Origin of the sequence: Vagococcus fluvialis (assembly GCF_048815235.1) — a bacterium.
Classification (GTDB): domain Bacteria; phylum Bacillota; class Bacilli; order Lactobacillales; family Vagococcaceae; genus Vagococcus.
Map to the genome: position 1 here is coordinate 37,328 of NZ_JBMEAO010000018.1, position 22,244 is coordinate 59,571.

24 protein-coding genes are annotated in these 22,244 nt (G+C 34.8%); 18 read left to right on the forward strand and 6 right to left on the reverse strand.

The features are described from left to right. Nucleotides 1-12: 12 nt before the first annotated feature. From aroA to ACODH8_RS11925, 9 genes are all read left to right on the forward strand, one after another. The gene (gene aroA / locus ACODH8_RS11885) at nucleotides 13-1,305 is read left to right on the forward strand and encodes a 3-phosphoshikimate 1-carboxyvinyltransferase (RefSeq protein WP_332466894.1); all 1,293 of its coding nucleotides are present in this window, start codon (nucleotides 13-15) and stop codon (nucleotides 1,303-1,305) included. Then, nucleotides 1,298-1,798: a shikimate kinase gene (locus tag ACODH8_RS11890; RefSeq protein ID WP_332466893.1), complete on the forward strand. Its 501-nt coding sequence runs from the start codon at nucleotides 1,298-1,300 to the stop codon at nucleotides 1,796-1,798. The genes aroA and ACODH8_RS11890 overlap by 8 nt, the downstream gene beginning before the upstream one ends. Continuing rightward, nucleotides 1,798-2,649 (forward strand): prephenate dehydratase, encoded by an 852-nt coding sequence (gene pheA, locus ACODH8_RS11895; protein ID WP_332466892.1) that lies wholly within the window; start codon nucleotides 1,798-1,800, stop codon nucleotides 2,647-2,649. Before ACODH8_RS11890 ends, pheA begins: the two co-directional genes overlap by 1 nt. Before the next feature lie 88 nt (nucleotides 2,650-2,737). Further along, nucleotides 2,738-3,793 carry an LCP family protein gene (locus ACODH8_RS11900; protein WP_332466891.1) on the forward strand — a complete coding sequence of 352 codons (1,056 nt, stop codon included), beginning with the start codon at nucleotides 2,738-2,740 and terminating at the stop codon, nucleotides 3,791-3,793. A gap of 96 nt (nucleotides 3,794-3,889) precedes the next feature. Further along, nucleotides 3,890-4,744, forward strand: a complete 855-nt coding sequence (locus ACODH8_RS11905; protein WP_332466890.1) for a DegV family protein — start codon at nucleotides 3,890-3,892, stop codon at nucleotides 4,742-4,744. Between the two features lie 96 nt (nucleotides 4,745-4,840). Beyond that, complete coding sequence (gene alr / locus ACODH8_RS11910) at nucleotides 4,841-5,953, forward strand: alanine racemase (RefSeq protein ID WP_332466889.1); 1,113 nt, start codon at nucleotides 4,841-4,843, stop codon at nucleotides 5,951-5,953. Continuing rightward, nucleotides 5,954-6,895 (forward strand): AEC family transporter, encoded by a 942-nt coding sequence (locus tag ACODH8_RS11915; RefSeq protein ID WP_332466888.1) that lies wholly within the window; start codon nucleotides 5,954-5,956, stop codon nucleotides 6,893-6,895. Between the two features lie 47 nt (nucleotides 6,896-6,942). Beyond that, complete coding sequence (locus ACODH8_RS11920; RefSeq protein ID WP_332466887.1) at nucleotides 6,943-8,289, forward strand: DEAD/DEAH box helicase; 1,347 nt, start codon at nucleotides 6,943-6,945, stop codon at nucleotides 8,287-8,289. Nucleotides 8,290-8,377: 88 nt separating this feature from the next. Then, complete coding sequence (locus ACODH8_RS11925; protein ID WP_332466886.1) at nucleotides 8,378-8,662, forward strand: hypothetical protein; 285 nt, start codon at nucleotides 8,378-8,380, stop codon at nucleotides 8,660-8,662. Nucleotides 8,663-8,691: 29 nt separating this feature from the next. Here ACODH8_RS11925 and ACODH8_RS11930 read toward each other — a convergent pair whose 3' ends face one another. Continuing rightward, nucleotides 8,692-9,801, reverse strand: coding sequence for a HAMP domain-containing sensor histidine kinase (locus ACODH8_RS11930; protein WP_332466885.1), 1,110 nt, complete (start codon nucleotides 9,799-9,801; stop codon nucleotides 8,692-8,694). Then, on the reverse strand, nucleotides 9,802-10,479 hold the full coding sequence (locus ACODH8_RS11935; protein ID WP_332466884.1) for a response regulator transcription factor: 678 nt from the start codon (nucleotides 10,477-10,479) through the stop codon (nucleotides 9,802-9,804). A 132-nt stretch (nucleotides 10,480-10,611) separates the two neighbouring features. On the opposite strand from ACODH8_RS11935, the gene ACODH8_RS11940 reads away from it, so the two are divergent. The 5 genes from ACODH8_RS11940 (at nucleotide 10,612) to ACODH8_RS11960 (ending at nucleotide 14,525) form a co-directional block, all read left to right on the forward strand. Then, a complete protein-coding gene (locus tag ACODH8_RS11940; RefSeq protein ID WP_332466883.1) occupies nucleotides 10,612-10,971 on the forward strand; it encodes a hypothetical protein in 360 nt (119 codons plus the stop codon). 53 nt (nucleotides 10,972-11,024) lie between these two features. Continuing rightward, complete coding sequence (locus ACODH8_RS11945; protein WP_332466882.1) at nucleotides 11,025-11,474, forward strand: GNAT family N-acetyltransferase; 450 nt, start codon at nucleotides 11,025-11,027, stop codon at nucleotides 11,472-11,474. Between the two features lie 115 nt (nucleotides 11,475-11,589). Continuing rightward, the gene (locus tag ACODH8_RS11950; protein WP_332466881.1) at nucleotides 11,590-11,937 is read left to right on the forward strand and encodes a DUF6176 family protein; all 348 of its coding nucleotides are present in this window, start codon (nucleotides 11,590-11,592) and stop codon (nucleotides 11,935-11,937) included. Nucleotides 11,938-12,063: 126 nt separating this feature from the next. Beyond that, entirely contained in the window at nucleotides 12,064-12,420 is a 357-nt protein-coding gene (locus ACODH8_RS11955) for a metalloregulator ArsR/SmtB family transcription factor (protein WP_332466880.1), read from the forward strand. Beyond that, nucleotides 12,420-14,525, forward strand: coding sequence for a heavy metal translocating P-type ATPase (locus tag ACODH8_RS11960; protein WP_332466879.1), 2,106 nt, complete (start codon nucleotides 12,420-12,422; stop codon nucleotides 14,523-14,525). The genes ACODH8_RS11955 and ACODH8_RS11960 overlap by 1 nt, the downstream gene beginning before the upstream one ends. Before the next feature lie 37 nt (nucleotides 14,526-14,562). Here the strand turns inward: ACODH8_RS11960 and ACODH8_RS11965 are convergent, their stop codons facing one another. Then, nucleotides 14,563-15,195: an FMN-dependent NADH-azoreductase gene (locus ACODH8_RS11965; RefSeq protein WP_332466878.1), complete on the reverse strand. Its 633-nt coding sequence runs from the start codon at nucleotides 15,193-15,195 to the stop codon at nucleotides 14,563-14,565. Between the two features lie 75 nt (nucleotides 15,196-15,270). Between ACODH8_RS11965 and ACODH8_RS11970 the strand changes: the two genes are divergently transcribed. Together ACODH8_RS11970 and ACODH8_RS11975 are read left to right on the forward strand one after the other, a co-directional pair. Continuing rightward, on the forward strand, nucleotides 15,271-16,203 hold the full coding sequence (locus tag ACODH8_RS11970; protein ID WP_332466877.1) for a helix-turn-helix transcriptional regulator: 933 nt from the start codon (nucleotides 15,271-15,273) through the stop codon (nucleotides 16,201-16,203). A 25-nt stretch (nucleotides 16,204-16,228) separates the two neighbouring features. After that, nucleotides 16,229-16,585, forward strand: coding sequence for a hypothetical protein (locus ACODH8_RS11975; RefSeq protein ID WP_332466876.1), 357 nt, complete (start codon nucleotides 16,229-16,231; stop codon nucleotides 16,583-16,585). Between the two features lie 70 nt (nucleotides 16,586-16,655). On the opposite strand, the gene ACODH8_RS11980 is transcribed toward ACODH8_RS11975, so the two are convergent. From ACODH8_RS11980 to ACODH8_RS11990, 3 genes are all read right to left on the reverse strand, one after another. Next, a complete protein-coding gene (locus ACODH8_RS11980) occupies nucleotides 16,656-17,063 on the reverse strand; it encodes an Rrf2 family transcriptional regulator (RefSeq protein ID WP_332466875.1) in 408 nt (135 codons plus the stop codon). Between the two features lie 17 nt (nucleotides 17,064-17,080). After that, complete coding sequence (locus tag ACODH8_RS11985) at nucleotides 17,081-17,707, reverse strand: NAD(P)-dependent oxidoreductase (RefSeq protein ID WP_332466874.1); 627 nt, start codon at nucleotides 17,705-17,707, stop codon at nucleotides 17,081-17,083. Between the two features lie 123 nt (nucleotides 17,708-17,830). Beyond that, nucleotides 17,831-18,265 (reverse strand): GNAT family N-acetyltransferase, encoded by a 435-nt coding sequence (locus ACODH8_RS11990; RefSeq protein WP_332466873.1) that lies wholly within the window; start codon nucleotides 18,263-18,265, stop codon nucleotides 17,831-17,833. Between the two features lie 69 nt (nucleotides 18,266-18,334). Here ACODH8_RS11990 and ACODH8_RS11995 point away from each other — a divergent pair, with 69 nt between their 5' ends. Together ACODH8_RS11995 and alaS are read left to right on the forward strand one after the other, a co-directional pair. Continuing rightward, nucleotides 18,335-19,258, forward strand: a complete 924-nt coding sequence (locus tag ACODH8_RS11995; RefSeq protein WP_332466872.1) for an alpha/beta hydrolase — start codon at nucleotides 18,335-18,337, stop codon at nucleotides 19,256-19,258. A gap of 282 nt (nucleotides 19,259-19,540) precedes the next feature. Further along, the gene (alaS, locus tag ACODH8_RS12000; protein ID WP_332466871.1) at nucleotides 19,541-22,183 is read left to right on the forward strand and encodes an alanine--tRNA ligase; all 2,643 of its coding nucleotides are present in this window, start codon (nucleotides 19,541-19,543) and stop codon (nucleotides 22,181-22,183) included. Nucleotides 22,184-22,244 lie beyond the last annotated feature (61 nt).

Below are 22,244 nucleotides of genomic sequence, written 5' to 3' on the forward strand. Positions count from 1 at the left end.
TAGGAGGTTTGTATGAAATTAAAAACAGGAATTAAAAGTTTACAGGGAGAATTAAGCGTCCCAGGAGATAAATCAATTTCACATCGCAGTATAATGTTTGGTTCACTTGCCAATGGGATAACAGAAATCACTCATTTTCTAAGAGCAGATGATTGTTTAGATACGTTAAAATTATTTCGTCAAATGGGTGTTCAGATTGAAGATGACGGTGAAACAATAAAAGTTCATGGCGTTGGAATGAAGGGACTTAAACAACCAGAAACGGTTTTAGATGTTGGAAATTCTGGAACAACTATTCGTTTACTAATGGGGATTTTAGCAGGACAATCCTTTGATGTGACTTTAACAGGAGATGGCTCTATTCAGAAAAGACCAATGAATCGAGTGATGTTACCATTACGAGACATGGGGCTAACAATCGAGGGAAATGAAGGCACTGAGTTTCCTCCTGTTATGATTAAAGGCGGCAGTGACTTACAGGCAATTCACTATCAATTACCTGTTGCCAGTGCACAAGTCAAATCAGCCCTATTATTCGCCGCTCTTTTTGCTAAAGGAGAAACGGTTCTTCTTGAAAAGGAGCTTACGCGAAATCATACAGAAGTCATGATTAAACAGTTTGGTGGTGACATCGACGTTAATGGGAAAGAAATAAAAATTAAAGGTGGACAAGAGTTCACTGGACAAAAGGTTCAAGTACCTGGTGATATTTCTTCTGCAGCTTTCTTTATGGTAGCTGGTTTGTTAGTTCCAAATAGTAGAATTGTTCTGAAAAATGTTGGTTTAAGTCAGACTAGAACAGGTATTATTGACGTGATTAAACAGATGAATGGCCAAATTGAAGTCATTGATATTGATGACACAACGGAATCAGGAACTGTTATTGTGTCAACGAGTGAATTAGTTGGTACAGAAATATCAGGTGAATTAATTCCACGTCTGATTGATGAAATTCCAATTATTGCCTTACTTGCAACACAGGCAAAAGGACAAACTATTATTAAGGATGCCGAAGAATTACGTGTCAAAGAAACTGATCGTATTCAAGCTGTTTCAGATGAATTAAATAAAATGGGGGCAGATATCACGCCAACAGAAGACGGTTTAATCATTGAAGGTGGTACTTCTTTACATGGTGCTAATGTTACTAGTTACGGTGATCACCGAATTGGGATGATGCTACAAATTGCGGCTCTTTTAGTTGAAACAGGCGAAGTGATACTAGAAAAAAGTGATGCTGTATCAGTTTCATATCCTGAATTTTTTGATGATTTAGCTCATTTAGTGAGTGATGGTCATGATTAGAGTTATTTTAGTTGGTTTTATGGGTTCTGGAAAATCAACAATCGGTAAAGAGTTAGCGAATTTGCTAGCTCTTCCTTTGATTGAAATGGATAAAGAAATTGAAACTTTAGCAGGTCAATCGATTTCAGCTATTTTTGAAGAAGTGGGTGAAGAAGGATTTCGCCGATTAGAAACACAAGTCTTAAAAGACGCTCTGAAAAAGCAAGGCATTATTGCTACAGGCGGAGGAATCGTGACTCAAAAAGAAAATCTTGCTTTATTAAATGAAGAAAAAGTAGTGATTTATCTAAAGGGTGGCTTATCTACATTGATAAATCATATTGAAAAAGATCAGGTGAATCAACGTCCCTTAGCAAAAGATATCTCGTCACTAACAAAACTTTTTGAAAAACGTCAAGAAGCCTATGAATCTGTAGCTACTGATACTATTTTAATTGACCAAAAATCTGTTTCAGAAATAGTTTCAGAAATAAAATCGAAGGGATTGATTTAATGGAAATTGGTTATTTGGGACCAGAAGGCTCTTTTACCCATAGTGCTGCCAAACTATTAATTGAATCACAGCAATTAATTCCTTGTCAGACTATTCTTTCCTGTCTCAGAAGTATTGAGAAGGAAGACTTTGATTTTGTGGTTGTTCCAATTGAAAATGCGACAGAAGGAACAGTTAATCAAACCTTAGATGTGGTTTATCATCATTTAGATGTGCCGATTCAAGGAGAAGTTATTTTGCCTATTAGTCAAAACTTGATGGTTCATCCTCAATGGAAAAACAAGTGGCAAAGCATAACAGAGGTGAAGTCTCATCCTCAAGCTTTAGCTCAAACCCAACAATTTTTAGAGGATACATTACCCAAAGCGCGTCAAACGGTCACGTCTTCTACAACGGAAGCAGCTAAATGGTTAAATGACCATCCCAATCAAGCAGTGGGAGCGATAGCTTCGATTGAAGCTGCAGCAACTTATGGTTTAGAAATTGTGTGTCCAAATATTCAAGATATTCCAACCAATGAAACAAGGTTTTGGGTGATTGGTAAAAAGGCATTAGAAACGGGCCAGCATCCACTAATAACTTATAGAAAAAGTATTGGGGTTTATTTTCCTGAAAACAAACCAGGAAATTTACACAAGGTATTATCAGTTTTTAGTTGGCGCGAGTTAGACTTAACGAAAATTGAATCTCGTCCTCTTAGAACTCATCTAGGGGATTATTTTTTCTTAATTGATATTAAAAATGATCAACCAGATTTAGTCTCACTAGCCCTTGAGGAAATAAAATCTCTAGGTGGCATTATTAAAGTACTAGGTGATTATCCCGTTATGAGAAAAAGCGCTTTAGACTAAAAAAACTTTAAGAAAAAGGGTTAAGAGTATCTTTCTTTTTATAAATGGCTTATGCTAAATAGATAATAAAAAGTTAGAGGTGTTAGAGATGTCAGACATGACTAGGATGGAACGCCATCGTCAAGCTGAGAAAGAAAAACAAGCTAAGATTGATAAGAAAAATCAAAAAAAACAAGGTAAAAAAGATAATATTGAGGAACCTATATCTCCAGGACAACCTCCTAAAGGGAAAAAACCTCGTAAAAAGCGTAAAAAACTACGCATTTTCTTAACGATTTTACTGGTATTAATTGCTCTTTTTGGTTTTGGTTATATGAAAGGCTACATGAAAACCAAAATGGACAAAAACAATTTACAACCAGATGTTGGGAATTTTATGGGAGATAAGAGTATGGACGGCTCAACTAATATCCTATTATTAGGTAGTGATTCTCGTGGTGAAGATCAAGGGCGTTCAGATACGATTATGATTGCCCATTATGATAAAAAGAATAAGCAACCAAAAATCGTATCAATCATGCGTGATACATTAGTGCCGATTCCAACTAAAGATGGTGTGGAATACAATAAAATTAATGCAGCATATGCGTATGGTGGACCTGATATGGTTCGTAAAACAATAAAAGATACATTTGGGATTCCGATTCAGTATTATGCGATTGTTAACTTTGAGTCTTTCCCGAAAATTGTTGATACGTTAGCACCTAATGGGTTAAAGATTGATGCAGAAAAAGATTTAGAAGTTGAAGGAACGGTTATTAAAAAAGGTCCTCAAAAGATGAATGGGAATGAAGCTCTGCAATATGCTCGTTTTAGAAAAGACGAGGAAGGGGACTTTGGGCGTGTTAGACGTCAACAACAAGTTATGACAGCACTTCTTTCTCAAAGTTTAAATCCTTTAAACGCATGGCGTATTCCAGAAGCACTTGGTGTTGTCAGAGGTTATACTCAAACCGATATTCCTTTTGGTTTTTATCCTTCAACTGGAACTAGTTATTTATTTAGTCGCCACAAACCACTTGAGATTTTAACGGTACCTGTTGAAGGAACTTGGACAGATGGCTATTATGACTACGCTGGTAGTGTGTTAGAAATAGACGAAGCAGCTAATGCTGAGGCGATTAAAAATTTCTTTAATCACTAATAAATATCGGGCTTTTTCTTTACATTAGTTTGAGAGAACACTATAATGTAGTTTAGGCATTTGATGCCGGAATGAGAAAAGAATTGAGGAAATCGGATGAAAATTGCAGTCGTCACGGATAGCACCGCTTTTATAAAAGAAGACTATCGAAATCGTGAAGATTTATTTATAGTCCCAGTGCCATTAATCATGGATGATGAAGTTTATTTAGAAGGCGTTGATATTCATTTAGATGGTTTTTATGATAAATTAAACCAATCTAAAAGTTTTCCAAAAACTTCTCAACCTGCCATAGGTGAATTAATTGAGTTATATGAAAAAATTGGCGCATTAGGATATGATGCTGTTATTAGTATTCATATGTCTTCAGGGATTTCAGGCCTTTACTCATCATTGAATAGCTTTTCTGAGGAAATAGAATCTACTTCTGTTTATCCATTTGATTCTTTATTAACAAGTGGTCCAATGGGGAAGATGGTAGAAATTGCTTTAGATATGGTGACAGCTGAAGACGCTAATCCTGAAAAAATTCTAAATAAATTATCAGATATTAGAGAAAAAGTTGAAGGTTTGATTGTTGTAGACGATTTAAATCATTTAGTACGTGGAGGCCGCTTAAAGAATGGGGCCGCAATTATTGGTACCTTATTAAAAATTAAACCCATTCTGAAATTTCAAGATGGCGACATTGTTTTAAGTGAAAAAATTCGTTCACAAAAAAAAGCATTGAAACGTGTAGAAGACATTGCTTTAACTGAAATTGCCAGTCAACCAGAAGATAGTACCTTCTATGTCATTCATTGTAATAACTTAGAAACGGCTAAACAGGTAGAACAAGATTTATTGGCAACAAATTCAGGACTAGAAGTTATTATTTGTGACTTTGGACCAGTTATTGGGACTCATTTAGGTGAGAAATCAGTAGCCATTGGTGTAGCTCCTAAACATTAAAGTTAAGACTTAGCAAATAAAATTGTTAAGTCTTTTTTTATTTGTGTGTTACTATTAATGATAATGAAAAAAGATGTGTAGGAAGAAGGAATTAAAATGGTGCCTAGTAATTATCGACCAAGTAAAATTGTCGTAGACTTAGAAGCTATTTCATCAAATATTAAATCAGAACTTAATAGATTAGATAAAGGACAAGAGTTATTTGCAGTCGTTAAAGCAAATGCTTATGGTCACGGGGCTGTTGAGGTGGCTAAAAAGGCGATTGCTTCAGGAGCGAGCGGCTTGTGTGTTTCTAACCTTAATGAAGCTTTAGAATTAAGAGAAGCTGGCATTAAGACTCAAATTTTAATTTTAAGTTATGTGTCATTAGATTATCTACCTTTAGTCATTGAACATGATTTAACTCTAACTGCTCCAAGTTATGAATGGCTAGAAGACTTAGCTAAACAAACAAGTGAGCCAGTCAAAATTCATTTAAAAATTGATACAGGGATGGGACGAATTGGCATCGCCAATCCCGAAGAAATGATTTTAGCAAATGAGCTGATAATCAATAATCCACTGATTATTTTTGAAGGATTATTCACTCATTTTTCGAAGGCTGATTCAACTGATGAATCCTATGTGGCGTTACAACAAAAGCGATTTATTAAAGCTTTAGAGATTTTTGGGACAGATATGAGATACATTCATACCTCTAACTCAGCAACTGCTTTATGGCATAATGCTTGGGAAAGCAATCTGATTCGTTTTGGTGATGCCATGTATGGCATGAACCCATCAGGGAACGAGTTAGTTCCACCTTATGAACTAACACAAGCTTTAACGTTAGAAACTGAGCTGATTCATGTAAAAGAAGTTAAAGCAGGAGAAAAAATAGGTTACGGAACAACTTATGAGACTAGTGGAGATGAAATTATTGGAACCTTACCAATTGGTTATGCAGATGGCCTAATTCGTCGTTTCCAAGGATTTGAAGTGTTAGTTAATGGCAAAAAAGCGCCGATTGTGGGACGCGTTTGTATGGACCAATGTATGATACGATTAGAAGAAAACTTACCAGTGGGAACAAAGGTGACTATTTTTGGAACAAACGGCGAGTTATTTAACTCTGTTCAACAAGGAGCAGAATATGTTGGAACAATTAATTATGAAGTAACTTGTGGTTTAACAGACCGTCTACCACGAGAATTTGTAGGAGCTGTTTAAATGTTAACAGCTTATCTGAATATTTTAGTTGTTTTAGCCATTATTTTGTTAAGTTATATTTTAACGTGGAAACAATGGTTTAATAATGAAATTGCAGATGTTTTTTCAAAACTTGTTTTAAATATAACCTTGCCGCTGAGCATGTTTTTAAATATGACACAAAAGTTTACTCGAGATGAGTTTTTAGAGCTCTTTAAAGGGATTGCGCTACCTTTTGTTTCTATTTTAATTACATTCGGAATTAGTTTTCTTTATGCGAAGTTAACCAAAGTGCCGATTACAAGACAAGGCTCCTTTATGACGATGTTTACAGCAGCGAATACTATTTTTATGGGACTGCCTGTTAATATGGCTGTGTTTGGTGAAAAAGCGATTCCTTATGCGCTGCTTTATTACATATGTAACACGACATTTTTCTTTACTATCGGAATTATGTTGATTGCTAAAGATAACCCACAAATTGATATAAAAACGGCTAAATTTAGTTTGAATAAACTATTAAAGCAACTATTATCACCTGCCTTAATGGGCTTTGTGGTGGGAATTTTATGGCTCTTAACAGGAGTGGATGTGCCGAAGCCTTTGTTTGATTTTGCGAGTTATATTGGTGGTATGACGACTGCTTTGTCATTATTTGTTATTGGAATTATCATTTATCAAACGGGAATTACCAATTTAAAAATGAATAAAGATGTGGTTGGCGTCTTGTTAGGCCGTTATTTTATTTCACCCTTAGTCGTTTACTTAGTCTCATTTGTGATACCTGTTCCAACACTTATGCTACAAGTATTTATCTTACAATCAGCGATGCCCGTTCAAAATGCCATGCCGATTTTATCGAGAAGTTACGGAGCAGATGAAGAGTTTGCCACAACTAGTCTAACTTACTCAATTTTAAGTTATTTCGTATTTATTTTAGTGATTTTGAAATTGTTCATGTAAAATGTGTTATAATGCCAAAGGACAAAACAATGAGAGAAGGTGAGAGAATGAATACATTCAATCAATTTAAATTAAAGGATTTTATTATTAAGGCTTTAGAGGAGAAAAACTTTAAAGAGCCAACAGAAGTGCAACAAAAATTAATCCCTGTGATTATGCAAGGGAAAAACGTTGTGGGACAATCTCAAACGGGATCAGGTAAGACGCATACATTCTTACTACCAATGATGGAAGCAATCAATCCTCAGAAGGATGAAGTGCAAGGAATTATTACGACTCCAAGTCGTGAGTTAGCGGATCAAATTTATCAAGCAGCTGTACAAATTGCGAAACACTCTGATGAAGAAATTAGAGTCTCTCAATATGTAGGTGGAACTGATAAAAAACGTCAAATGGATAAACTACAATCAAATCAACCACATTTAGTTATTGGAACGCCAGGACGTGTGCGTGATTTAATTGAAAGCAAGTCATTAAAATCATATACAGCGAAATTCTTTGTTGTGGATGAAGCGGACATGACTCTTGATATGGGATTCTTAGAAGACGTGGATCAAATCGCTGCAACGTTACCAAAAGACTTACAAATGTTAGTCTTCTCAGCAACGATTCCAGTGAAATTACAACCATTCTTAAAAAAATACATGGACAATCCAGTAGTTGAGCATATTAAACCGTCATCAATTATCTCAGATACGATTGATAACTGGGTAATTTCAACTAAAGGGCAAGACGTTAACCAAATTATCTACAAATTATTAACGATTGGTAATCCATACTTAGTAATGATTTTTGCTAATACGAAACAACGTGTAGATGAAATTGCGTCGTCTTTAAAAGAACAAGGTCTAAAAGTAGCGACAATTCATGGGGACATTCCTCCACGTGAGCGTAAACGCGTGATGAAAAACATTCAGAACTTAGATTATCAATTTGTTGTAGCAACTGACTTAGCTGCTCGTGGAATTGATATTGAAGGTGTTTCTCATGTTATTAACGCTGAAATTCCAGCTGATTTAGATTTCTTTATTCACCGTGTAGGACGTACGGGTCGTAATGGTTTAGAAGGAACAGCGATTACGTTATACTCTCCATCTGATGAAAGCCAATTAGCTGAATTAGAAAAATTAGGTATTGAGTTCCATCCAAAAGCGATTCATGCTGGGGAAATCAAAGATTCTTACCACCGTGACCGTCGTAAAAAACGTGAAAAATCACAACGTCAATTAGATACAACGATGATTGGGATGGTTCAAAAGAAAAAGAAAAAAGTTAAACCAGGATACAAAAAGAAAATTAACGCTGCGATTACTCATAACGAGAAGAAAAAACGTCAGTTAGAAAGACGTCAAACAAATCGTACAAATCGTAAAGCAAGAAAAGAAGAGTTTTAATAGTAAAAGTCGTCTCCTGATCAACTCAGAAGGCGACTTTTTTTATATGGTATAATAAATAAAATAGTTATAGGTAGAAGGAGACATCATGAGAAAAAAGAAGAAAAAATGGTGGATACTTGGCGCAGTCCTTTTAAGTTTATGGTTGTTCATTCATCTGAGCCCAAGTCGTTCACTGAGATGGACCGTCTTGTTGTTTGGGTTTCCAAAAGAAGCATTTAGTTCCGAAATTGTTTATTCTTCAAAAGAAGGGAATCATCTGACATTTTATCAATTAGAACCGACCACTGTTGGTACCACTGGACCGATGCTTTTATGGAAAACAACGCAAATTGGCCCCTTTTATTTTTCTTGGTATTATGGGTCTCATTAATAGAAAAAGCAAGAGACAACCACTTTAGGTTAGCTCTTGCTTTTTTTGTTAAATGTTAGGGTGAAAATACTGCCTTGAGGGGAATTGTCACTGATAGCTATTGTTCCCTGATGATTATCTAGGACATATTTTACTAATGTTAAGCCTAGTCCAGAACCACCTAAACGTCTGTTACGTGATTCTTCTACCCGGTAGAATGGATTAAAAATAAGAGATTTATCTTCTTCTGAAATACCAGGTCCTTGGTCACTTATCATTAAAGTCGGCCTACGTTGAATATCACTTAATTGAATAGAGACAGTACCATCTTCAAAACTATATTTAAAGCTGTTTTCAATAACATTAAACAAAGCTTGATGAATTAAACCTGGATGTCCATATATGATGGATGAATCGAGTTTTATGTTGGTTTTGATACTTGGGTATAAAGGATTAAGTTCAGTTACAATTTCCTGTACAGTTTCATGTAAATGGATTGATTTTAGTTCAGTTTCATCAACTGGTTGGGATAAGGTTAATAGACTATCAACAATTTCTGATAATCGTTGAATCTGCTTATCAAAATTATCTAATAGTTGATTGTATTCAACTAATTCTCGATGTTCTTTTTTATGAAAAACATCTAACTTCGTTGTTAGAACAGCTAGTGGTGTTCTTAATTCGTGGGCAGCATGAGCTGAAAAGTTTTGTTGAATTATAAAAGAGTCATTCAATTTATTTGTCATGTCATTAAAACTAGTTGTCAAACTAGCAATTTCATCATCGTATTTTGGTAAAGGAATATTCTCAGCCAAATTACTGACTGTTCGTTTATCCATAGCTTTCTCCAGTGTTTCTAAAGGAGATAAAAGTTTCTTTATCAAAAGATAGGTGGCTAACCCACCTAAAATAATAATAAGGCTAAGAAGTAAAAAACTTCTTAACTGATAAGATTGTTGAATCTGATTAACAGTCGGGGCAGCTTCAATTGGCTGAGCTTCTTCAAGCGACATGGCTGGAACTGATACACCAGCTTCAATGGTATTAGTCATATTGATAGCTGATCGATTTAAAGCTAACGTTAAAAATAACGTACATATTAGTAAAATAAACATCACACCTAAGGACAATCTGATTCGTAAAGAGAGTTTGTTGAACATTTAGTTGTCCTCCTTTTTAATCAGATAACCTTCACCAACACGTGTTTCGATAAGATCAAAATCAAGTTTCTCAATTAATTTTTTTCTTAAAGTGGCAATATGGACCCGAACAGAAGTACTAAAGGGATCCGCTAATTCATCCCAAACATGCTCAATAAGTGCTTCTTGACTAATGATTTTATCTTGATTGTTAAGTAAGTATTCTAAAATGCCATATTCTTTTTTAGTTAATTTGATGGATTCATCCTTGATAGTTAGAGTTTTGTTATTAGAATTGAGAACAAGTGGCCCGTATTCAATCAGAGAATTTTCAGATGTGAATTGCCATCTCAACAAGTTGCGAATTCTTGCTTCAAGTTCTAAAAAATCAAAGGGTTTGATGAGATAATCATTTGCACCGTAATCCAATCCGGTCACTTTATCCGAAATACTACCACGAGCACTTAAAATTAATACTTTAACTTGGGAATTGTGTTGTCTAATTTTTTCCAATAACTGTAAGCCATTTAATTTAGGTAGGTTGATATCTAAAATGATTAAATCATAAGTCTCAATCATTATTTTTTCGTAAGCCTCTTCACCATCAGACGCGCCATCAACAGCGTAACCGTCTAATCGTAAGCCTTCAATAATGGCTTCTTGCAAATCTAGTTCATCTTCGACTACTAGTATTCTCATTTTCTTCACCTCGTTGGTTTAAGTATAAATGACTGGGTGTTAAATAGATGTTAAATGTTCTTAACTCTAATTTAACACCCCATTTTATATACTCTAAGTGTACCAAATAAAAAATTATTAGGAGAGATTACCATGAAAAAAATCATTTTATCAACAATTATCTTAGGCGCTTTAGGAATTGCAGGGGTGACAACAGTAACCTTAGCCAATTCAACTGATAAGGATACAGTGAATTTAGAGCAAATGGCAAAAGACGAGAATATGTCTCTAGATGAATTAACAGAGAAATTAACAAAAGAAGGCAGATTGACAGATGGATTACCATTGACAGAGACTATGACAGAGGCAACAGCTAGTGAAGATGTGGTAGATTTAGAAAAAATGGCTAAAGAAGAAAACATGACTGTTGATGAATTAATCAAAAAACTAACAGAAGAAGGTAAATTAGTGGAAGCAGGAACTACATCACCAGCTTCAGAAGTATCAAAATAACATGTTTGTTAAAGATTAATAATGTTATAATGAATTAAAAAAGAGGTTTATTTATGACATTACATTTTGAAATGCTACAATCTACCGATGACAAATGGCTTGAAATGGCTGATAAAATCGCTCAAGTTTCATGGCGAGCTGGTCAGTCATTAGCTGATAAAATGAGGTCTAATCATTTTTCTGATTGGGAAGTTGTCATGGTCGGATTAGCAGAAACAGAAGAAATAGCTTGTTTTTGTACTATAAGTAAAGAGGACGGATTACTAGACTCAACTCTGACGCCATTTATTGGTTATGTATTTGTATCAGAAAACTGCCGTGGTCAGAGAGTGTCGGAGAAGTTATTGACTCAAGCTGAAGGCTATTTAAAAGAAATCGGTTTTGGTGAGGTCTATGTGGTGAGTGGAGAAATTGGCTTATATGAAAAATATGGCTATCAAGCCTTAACTCAATCTGAAACAGTTCACGGCGCAATTGAAACGATATTTGTTAAAGAATTATAGTGATTAGAAAAAGCTAACCAGTTTTTGGTTAGCTTTTTTTTTAATCTAGTAAATGTCGTTCCATCATTTATTTTCGAAATAACGTATAATTAAAAGATAAAAAAGGAGTGATTTGATGCTACAAGTTGAATTAACACGTTTTAAAGTCAAAAAGGGAAAAACAGAAGTTGTGAATGAATGGCTAACATTTTTAAATGACCACATGGAAGAAACCTTAATCACTTTGGAGCAAGAAAAAATGTATGTTGAAACGATTTTTCGAGAAGTGTTAGATGGGGAAGAATATCTATATTGGTATTCGGTTCAAGAAGAAGGTGGACAAGAAGTGGAAGAGTCCACTCATTGGATAGATCAGAAACATTTAGCGTATTGGGATGAATGTATTGATAAAACCATTAAAGCAGTAGATTTAGCGCCAGAAGTTGTGATGATTCCTCAAGGGATTAGAAAACATATGGCATAAAATTAGTTTTAAAAGCACCTGTCATTGATAGGTGCTTTTTATATTCAAACAAAGACTTGAATGTTTATTCGAATTAATATATTATATATTCAAACGAACACTTGAATATCGAAAGGGGATAATGAAATGACAGTTGAAACGTGTGAGATTACTTGTATTCATGAGGAACAGGTCGAAAGAGCAAAAAGTAAAATCAATGAAGTCAATGTAGGAGATCTAAGTAGTCTATTTAAACTACTAGCCGACGAAAATAGATTTAAAATTTTACATTCTTTGGCTTTTGAGGAAGAGTTATGCGTCTGTGATATTGCTAATATTATTGGCGCAACCAATGCTACCACGTCCCATCATTTGCAATCATTAAAAAAATTAGGGGTCATTGATAGTAAAAAACAAGGGAAACTCGTTTATTACTTTAGTGTTGACAAACGTATTCGAGAGTTACTTGTATTTGGTAAAGAACTAGAAAAGGAAGATGCTTAATGAGCACTAAGAATTACCGAGTCGAAGGGTTAAGTTGTACAAATTGTGCGGGGAAATTTGAGAAAAATGTTAAAGAGATTTCAGGTGTGACAGATGCAAAAGTAAATTTTGGTGCAGGTAAGATTGCGGTTGAAGGAACAGCTACCATTGAAGAAATTGAATCAGCGGGAGCTTTTGAGAATTTGATTATTCAAGATGAAGCAGATAAAACGAATAAAGAAAAAGTGAAAGAGCCTTTCTTGAAAAGGAATTGGACTTTAATAGTTGCGGTGATTTTAATTGGGATTGCTTTCTATTTTCGTTTAACACAAGGAGAGGAATCAGCTATTTCGATTGGTTTCTTTGTATCAGCTATAGTAATTGGCGGTTTTAATCTGTTTATTGAAGGAATTAAAGATTTATTAAAGCTTGAATTTTCAATGGAAGTCTTAATGACTGTTGCTATTATCGGGGCAAGTATTATTGGTGAATGGGCAGAAGGCTCGATTGTAGTTATTTTATTTGCTATTAGCGAAGCTTTGGAGCGCTTTTCCATGGATAAAGCAAGACAGTCGATTCGTTCTTTGATGGATATTTCACCTAAGGAAGCTTTAATTAGAAGAGGCAATCAAGAGCAAACGATTCCTGTTGCTGATATCCAAATTGGTGACGTAATGCTTATTAAGCCAGGTCAAAAAATTGCCATGGATGGTGTGGTGATTAAAGGACATTCTGCTGTTAATCAAGCGGCTATTACGGGTGAATCAGTGCCCGTTGATAAACAAGTCAATGATGACATATTTGCAGGTACTTTAAACGAAGAAGGTGCCTTAGAAGTCGAAGTCACAAAACATGTTAATGATACAACGATTGCGAAAATAATTCATCTTGTTGAAGAAGCTCAAGGAGAAAGAGCCCCAGCGCAAGCTTTTGTGGATACTTTTGCTAAATATTATACACCAGCGATTATGGCGATTTCTGCTCTTATTATTGTTATCCCTCCACTATTTTTTGGTGGAGATTGGAATACGTGGTTATATCAAGGTTTATCTTTATTAGTAGTAGGATGCCCTTGTTCATTAGTGATTTCAACACCTGTTTCAATTGTCTCAGCGATTGGAAATTCAGCCAAAAATGGTGTGTTAGTTAAGGGTGGTATTTATCTGGAAGAATTAGGTGGTTTAAAGGCCATTGCTTTTGATAAAACAGGTACTCTAACTAAAGGTAAACCAGTTGTGACAGACTTTTTAGTGAGTGAAAGTCAACATGAATCAGATTATCTGATGGTGATTGCTGCTTTAGAAGTCTTATCACAACATCCTTTAGCAGCAGCTATAGTGAATGAAGCGGATAGACGAGGATTGAACTATTCCTCTATTAATATTACAAATTTTAGCTCTATTACTGGAAAAGGGATCGAAGGAGTTTATCAAGGTGTCAATTATTTAGTAGGTAGTCCAAAACTTTTTAATGAGGAATTAATTGAACAATCAATCATTATGAAAGATTATGATCGATTGCTTGAACAAGGTAAAACGGCCATGATTTTTGGAACAACACAAGAGATTCTGGCAGTTATCGCTGTGGCAGATGAAGTAAGAGAATCCAGTAAAGAAGTCATTAAGAAACTTCATCAACTAGGAATTGAACACACGATTATGTTAACAGGGGATAATATTAAAACAGCTCAATTTATTGGATCAGAGATTGGCGTAACGGATATCAAAGGGGATTTGATGCCTGAGGACAAATTAGATTATATCAAACAATTACAAAAAACTTATGGTAAAGTCGCCATGATAGGTGACGGGGTGAATGATGCCCCAGCTCTAGCGGCTTCAACTGTTGGCATTGCCATGGGAGGAGCTGGAACGGATACGGCATTAGAAACCGCTGACGTAGCTCTTATGGGAGATGATTTACAAAAATTACCCTTTATCATTGGCTTAAGTCGAAAAACACTGAAAATCATCAAACAAAATATTATTTTCTCTTTAGGAATTAAATTATTGGCGTTACTCTTAATAATCCCAGGTTGGTTAACCTTATGGATTGCTATTGTAGCTGATATGGGAGCAACTTTGTTAGTAACTTTAAATGGGTTACGTTTGATGAAACAGAAATAATTAAAGAAACCTTCAGATACGTTCTGAAGGTTTTTTGTTATGCATAGAAGTTATCAAATGCTTGATTCAAGTCTAAAAGTCCTTTAGTGATAATTTCTTTTTTAGGAAGAATAGCAGTTCCTTCGACTCGAACCATATCGACAGCTGAAAAGCCCATAATCTCTTTAAAAATCCCTTCTAGGTATAAATGACTAATATCAAGTTTTTGATAACGGTCTTCATTTGTATAAATCGAACCACTGGATTGAATGACTAATAGTTTATAATCGTCAGTCATCAAGCCTTCAGAGCCGTTTTCAGTGTATTTAAAAGTTTCGCGAGCGATTAAAATATTGTCAATGTAGTCTTTCATGCGCGACTCTACATTAAAGTTATGAAGAGGCATGATTAAGACGATTCGTTTATAAGCTTTAAATTGTGTCAATAATGCCTGTGATGTCTTAGCTATCTGCTGTTCTTCAGGTGTTAAATCTTGTTGCTTTTTATTCCAAATACTTAATAATTGGCCATTTTCAATACGGGGAATATCATTTTCATAGAGATTTAAAATCTCTACGGGGCTTGATGGGCATTTTTGTTTGAACAAAGTTAGAAAATGTTCTTGAAACTCATAAGAATAGTGTTTTTTGTTTTGATAATCTGGATGTGAATTAATAATAAGTGTCTTCATTTGGTGATGCTCCTTTCATTTGATATCATCATAATAAAAAAGGGTGTCAAAGAATGGCACCTAAAGGGAGGAAATATGAAAAAGGCGGAACGATTAAATCAAGAATTGATTTATCTAAAAGATAAAAAGAAATTTCAGCTGAAAGATTTAATGGAGAATTTTAATATTTCGAGAAGAACTGCTTTAAGAGATGTTCAAGAATTAGAGCAGATGGGACTTGCTTTATATACCGATTATGGAAGAGGGGGAAGTTATAAATTATTAGAACAAAAGCTACTAACTTCTATCAATTTTAATGACCAAGAAATTCAAGCTATATTTTTTGCTATCAAATCTTTAGACTTAGTTTCTTCAACTCCTTTTGAAAAGTCTTATCCTCAAATAAGGAAAAAACTTCTTGAAGTTTTACCTAAAAAACAACAAGAGGAGGTAGCTAAAATATTAGAAGTGATTAGTTATCATCAGGTGTCACCCGTTAAACCAGTGAATCACTTATCATTGATTTTAGAAGCGATTCTAAATAAAAAACTAATAAAAACCAAATATACTCAATATAAAGAAGAATGGAAGATTTATCAGTTATTCGATTTATTTTACAGAAGTGGTGTTTGGTTTTGTAATGCTTATGATGTGGAGCAAGCAAAATGGCAGGTGATTCGTTGTGATTATTTAACTGAATTAAGTTTTGATGACTCAGGTAGACAAGCGTTTACTCAAGAAGAGATGGAGTCTTTTCTGCATTTATATGAAACTGAATTTCATGATATAGCATTTGAGTGTGAGTTAACAGATTACGGTAAAGAGCTCTTTCTTAAACGACATTATCCTAATATGAAGCTTGTTGAAGTTGAAGGATTAGCTTTGATTCAGGGGAGTTACAACGAAGAGCATCAAGATTATATGATTCAGTATTTAATCTCTTTAGGCAAACATGTTAAAATAATTTTCCCTGAATCATTGAAAGTAAAGTATAAAAACGAACTACAAAGAATAATTGATAGATATTAATTAAAGAGAGATGGTGAGTAAGATAATGTTTATTTCAAAAGAATTAATTGATAACTTCTCGAAAGCTTATAGAAATGAACAATCTGTGGTGTGTTATGCAGAATCTCAATCATTTGGAGGCCCAAGTAATAAAGTAATTATGGTTATGGATGAAGAGATATTGTATTTAATTTTTCTAAATGTGACCTTAACAAAAGTGATTCATGTCACTGAAATCAAACGAGATAGTTTGTCTGAGGAATCAATAAAAAATAGTGGCTTTTCCTTAAGTGTGACATGGCGATTTAAAGTGTCTCATACTAAATGGCGTTTTATCATTATGAAAAAGATACTAACGTTAGGTGATATGCAAAGAGAATTTATTGATAAGATATCTCATTAGTCAGAAGTGACTAGGAACAACAATAAAAAAATAAGCCATTAAAAACGAAAGCTGTTTTTAATGGCTTATTCTATTGTCTCATTTGAGATGTGATATCTGCTAAGGTGACTTTTTGAAGTGAATCCATCATTTCATTTTGGATTTGTTGGTAAGTGTCTTCCAATACATCTTGAATTTGACTACCAACGACACACTTAATTTCTGTATTTTGATGAATACCAAATGGTAACTCATCTTCATGAACAGCTAGATAGACGTCTAATAAAGTAATATCAGCAGGCAATCGAGATAACTTATTTGATTTTTTACCCACGTAACTTTCAATCAGATTAGCTTTTTTTAGTTGCCCCATGATTCTTCGAATAACAACAGGATTGGTATTGACACTACCTGCAATTTGAGTAGATGTTAAGTGATTATCGGCTTCAATATCTAATAAACTTAAAATATGAACTGCAACACTGAGTTTAGTAGACAAGTCATCACCTCCTTGATTTAGTAACGAACACTGATTCTAATGTGATTATCCTTGTTTGTTTCTATTTGGTCAAGTAAAGCAGCCGCGTAATCAAGATAGCTAATAACACTTTCTCCTTTTTCATTCGTTGTAAATTCTTCACCAGCTAAAACATAATTTCCAGTTTTCACACCTTCAGCATTAAAGAAAGCAGCAGGGCTGATGTATAACCAGTCAAACTTAGTTTCTTTTCTTAAATTTTCTAAAGCTTCACTCATAGCTATTGCTGTTGGTTTGTAAGCATCTGGGAAATCTGCTCCATCTTTTAGTTGTTCTGTGTGGGCTTCATTAGTAAATAAACTTCCAGCACCGCCAACCATGACAAGACGAGTGTTTGTATTTTCTAAAATAGAAGCTAAGTGTTTTACACTTGTTACGTGAAGTTCTGGTTTATCACCAGGAGCGTTAAAAGCATTAACAATCACGTCAAAAGCTGCTACATCTTCTGTTGTTAAATCAAATAAATCTTTTTCTAATACGTTCATATCAGTTGTTACTTTTGCTTTGTTTCTGACAATTCCTGTTACCTCATGTTGACGAGTGATTGCCTCTTGAGCGATTAAAGATCCTGCTTTTCCTGTTGCACCAATAATACCGATTTTCATAAAAAATTCCTCCTAAATTAAATGTAACTTTATTTGTTACATTTAGAATAAAATAAAAAAATAAATTTGTCAAAAATAAAGCATACAAAAAAACTGCCAGATAAAAAATCGGGCAGTAAGAAATTAATTTAATTGTTTTTCTAGCTTCACACAAATAATTCCATCCTCAATAAATTCATCGGAAACGACATTGTAACCTAATTTTTTATAAAAAGGAATGGCTTGTTTTTCACCATGGATACGTGAGAGAGTACAGTTATTTTGACGACCAACTTGCTCTAATTCTAAGATAACTCGGCGTCCAAGTCCTCTTTTACGCCATTCGCGGCGAACACAAACGCGGTCAGGGCGAACAGTTGTTAGATCATCTTGCTGGTAACGACCAGTTGCAACAGGAGTTTGATGATAAAAAATGACGAGGTAGTTGGTCTGATCTGAGTCATAGACATCAAATTCGGCTTTTGGAGAAATTTTTTGCTCTTGAACAAAAATAAGAGTTCTCAAAAAGAATGAAGCGGCTTTTATCCATTGTTGATTGTTGAAGACAACTGAAATCATGTCAATAAACTCCTTTACTTTTTATTTTTATTCTACTATTATGATACCATTAATTAAAGGAGTCGTTTTATGAAAAAGAAAATTATCATAACTTTTTGTGTATTTTTTGTTTTAATCGTTGCCGGATTAGGATTTGGTGTGAATTATATGTTCAACTATGCTATTGTTTCTGGTGATAAAGACTTTATAAAAAGTGAAAATGTAGCCAAATTAGAAAAGAAATGGAAGTTTGCAGAAGGGAATTTAAGTGAGCGTTCCATTACATCAGATGATGGATTGAAGCTAAATGCGCGTTACGTGACACAGCCAAAGGAAACGAATACTACAGTGATTGTGGCTCATGGTTATATGAGTGATGGATTAGCTATGGGACAATACGCTGAGATGTTTTATAAGATGGGTTATGACGTGTTAGTACCAGATAATCGAGGTCATGGGACGAGTGAAGGGAAATATGTAGGCTTTGGTTGGTTGGACCGTTTAGACTATGTGAAGTGGATTGATGAAGTCCTTAAAGAAAAAGGAGCAGAAGAAGAAATCATTTTATTTGGTGTCAGTATGGGAGCGTCAACTGTGATGATGACAAGTGGTGAGGAATTACCACCACAAGTGAAGCTGATCATTGCAGATTGTGGTTATGACACAGTTCAAAACGAACTGACTTATCAATTAGATGAGATGTTTAGCTTACCAGCTTTTCCAATAATTCCTTTAACTTCCATGTATACAGATATGAAAGTAGGGTATAATTTCAAAGAAGCAAGTTCTAGTAAACAGCTTGCTAAGAATAAATTGCCACTGTTATTGATTCATGGAGACAAGGATACCTTTGTGCCAACTAAGTTTGTTTATAACCTGTATGACGCAACTAAGGGACCTACAGAGATGGTTTTATTTGAGGGGGCGGATCACGCTGAAAGCTTTAAATCTAACCCAGAGAAATATGAAACGACGATTACTGAGTTTATTTCCAAGTATTTACCTAAAAAATAGCGTCAATGTTGACATCATTCGTGATTTTCATTATAATTTGTATGCTAGTAAAGAATAGAATTTTTAAGCAGTTTAGAGAGCTTTCTGGAAGGTGAAAAGAAAGAGTGCTATAAAAGTGAGACTATCTTTACATTTTTTGATAAGAAATTATCACGACTTACTTACGTTAAAAAGTACTAAAGAGGTAATGAATGTTAAAGCATCGTTGCAAGCAAGGTGGTACCGCGGTAAACGTCCTTGTCTGCAAGGTGCTTTTTTATATTTTTTAGGAGGAAAACAGACATGAAACAACTGACAAGTGTTGAAGTAAGACAAATGTATTTAGATTTCTTTAAATCAAAAGGACATCAAGTAGAGCCAAGTGCTTCTCTTGTACCAATCGATGACCCAAGTTTATTATGGATTAACTCAGGAGTTGCCACATTAAAAAAATATTTTGATGGTACAGTGATTCCAGAAAATCCAAGAATTACGAACTCACAAAAAAGTATTCGTACAAACGATATTGAAAACGTTGGGAAAACAGCTCGTCACCACACAATGTTTGAAATGTTAGGAAACTTCTCAATTGGAGATTACTTTAAAAAAGAAGCGATTCATTGGGCTTGGGAATTATTAACAAGCGAAGAATGGTTTGCTTTAGATAAATCAAAATTATACGTAACCGTTTATCCAGAAGATAAAGAAGCTCGTCGTATTTGGCATGAAGAAATTGGGTTGTCAAATGACTCAATTATTGATATTGAAGATAACTTTTGGGATATCGGTGCTGGTCCATGTGGTCCTGACTCAGAGATTTTCTATGACCGTGGCCAAGAATTTAACGATGTGGCTGAAGATGATCCAGAAAACTACCCAGGTGGCGAAAATGAACGTTATTTAGAAATCTGGAACCTAGTATTCTCAGAATTTAACCACACTGAAAATCATGAATATATTCCATTACCACAAAAAAATATTGATACAGGTATGGGATTAGAGCGTATGGTATCTATCTTCCAAGACGCACCAACTAACTTTGAAACAGACCTTTTCTTACCAATTATTCATGCAACGGAAGAGATGTCTCAAATTAAAAAATACGACGATGATTTAGCAACGAAAACAAGCTTTAAAGTAATTGCTGACCACGTTCGTGCCGTATCATTTGCTATTGGTGATGGTGCTTTACCATCAAATGAAGGTCGTGGCTATGTGTTACGTCGTTTATTACGTCGTGCTGTTATGCATGGTAAAAAATTAGGTATCGACAAAGCATTCCTTTACCAATTAGTGCCAGTTGTTGGTGAAATCATGGGAAGTTATTACCCAGAAATCAATGAAAAACAAGACTTTATCCAAAAAATCATTAAAACTGAAGAAGAAAGATTCCATGAAACAATTAATGATGGGTTACAAATTATTACTGATTTAATTGCTTCATTAAAAGAGCAAGGAAAAGATACTCTAGACGGAAAAGATATCTTCAAATTATATGATACTTATGGATTCCCAGTTGAATTAACCGAAGAAATGGCTGAAGAAGAAGGTCTTAAAGTAGATCATGACGGCTTTGAAGTTGAAATGACAGCACAAAGAGAACGCGCTAGAGCTGCTCGTTCAACTGAAAACTCAATGAACGTTCAAGCTGCTGTTTTATCTGAATTAAAAATGGCAAGTGAGTTTATTGGTTACGACAAAACAGTCAGTCAAGGAACGCTTGTAGCAATCGTTCAAGAAGAAGCAGAGCAAACAACTGTGACAAGTGGTGAAGCTCAATTAATTTTCAACCAAACGCCTTTCTACGCTGAAATGGGTGGACAAGTCGCTGATACTGGTGTGGTTAAAAACGCTAGTGGTGACGTTGTTGCTAAAGTTGTTAGTGTTAAAAAAGCACCAAACGGTCAACCATTACATATGGTAGAAGTAACTGGTGAATTATCGAAAGATGCGTCTTATGAATTAGTAGTTGATGATGTGTTAAGAAACAAAATCATCAAAAACCATACAGCAACGCATTTATTACACCGCGCACTGAAAGATGTGTTAGGTGAGCACGCTAACCAAGCTGGTTCATTAGTAACGCCAACTCACTTACGTTTTGACTTCACTCATTTTGAAGCTGTTACGGCTGAAGAATTAAATGAGATGGAGAGAAAAGTAAACGAAAAAATTTGGGAAAGCATTGCTGTTGAAACAATCGAAACAGACGTAGATACGGCTAAAGAAATGGGCGCAATGGCTTTATTCGGCGAAAAATACGGTAAAGTTGTTCGTGTGGTTAGCGTTTCTGATTACTCTGTTGAATTATGTGGTGGGGTTCATGTTAGAAATACATCTGACATTGGAATCTTCAAGATTACTTCTGAATCAGGAATCGGTGCTGGAGTAAGACGTATTGAAGCTGTTACAAGTAAAGAAGCTTTTGACGTGTTACATGCAGAAGAAATGGCTCTTAAAGAAGTAGCTCATTTAGTGAAAGCTCCTCAATTAAAAGATACTGTTTCTAAAGTTGAAAGCTTACAAGAGCAATTAAGAGAGTTACAAAAAGAAAACGAAGCCTTATCTTCTAAATTAGCTAACGCTGAAGGAGACCAAATCTTCCAAAACATTCAAACAGTGGGTGACATTAAAGTTATCGCAGCTGAAGTGAATGTTAAAGATATGAACCAATTACGTCAATTAGCTGACCAATGGAAACAAAACGCTTATTCTGATGTATTAGTGTTGGGAACAGCTCAAGATGGTAAAGTAAGCTTACTTGCTGCTATGAGTAAAGAAATGAATGAAAAAGGTCTTAAAGCAGGTGACTTGATTAAAGAAATCGCTCCTCACGTAGGTGGTGGCGGTGGTGGTCGCCCTGATATGGCCCAAGCCGGTGGTAAAAATCCAGCTGGAATGAAAGATGCTATCGCAGCTGTTACTAAGTGGGTAGAATCTAAATAAGTGATTAAAGTAGAATTTGAGTGAGTCTCAGATTCTACTTTTTTTATATTGGTTTACCATA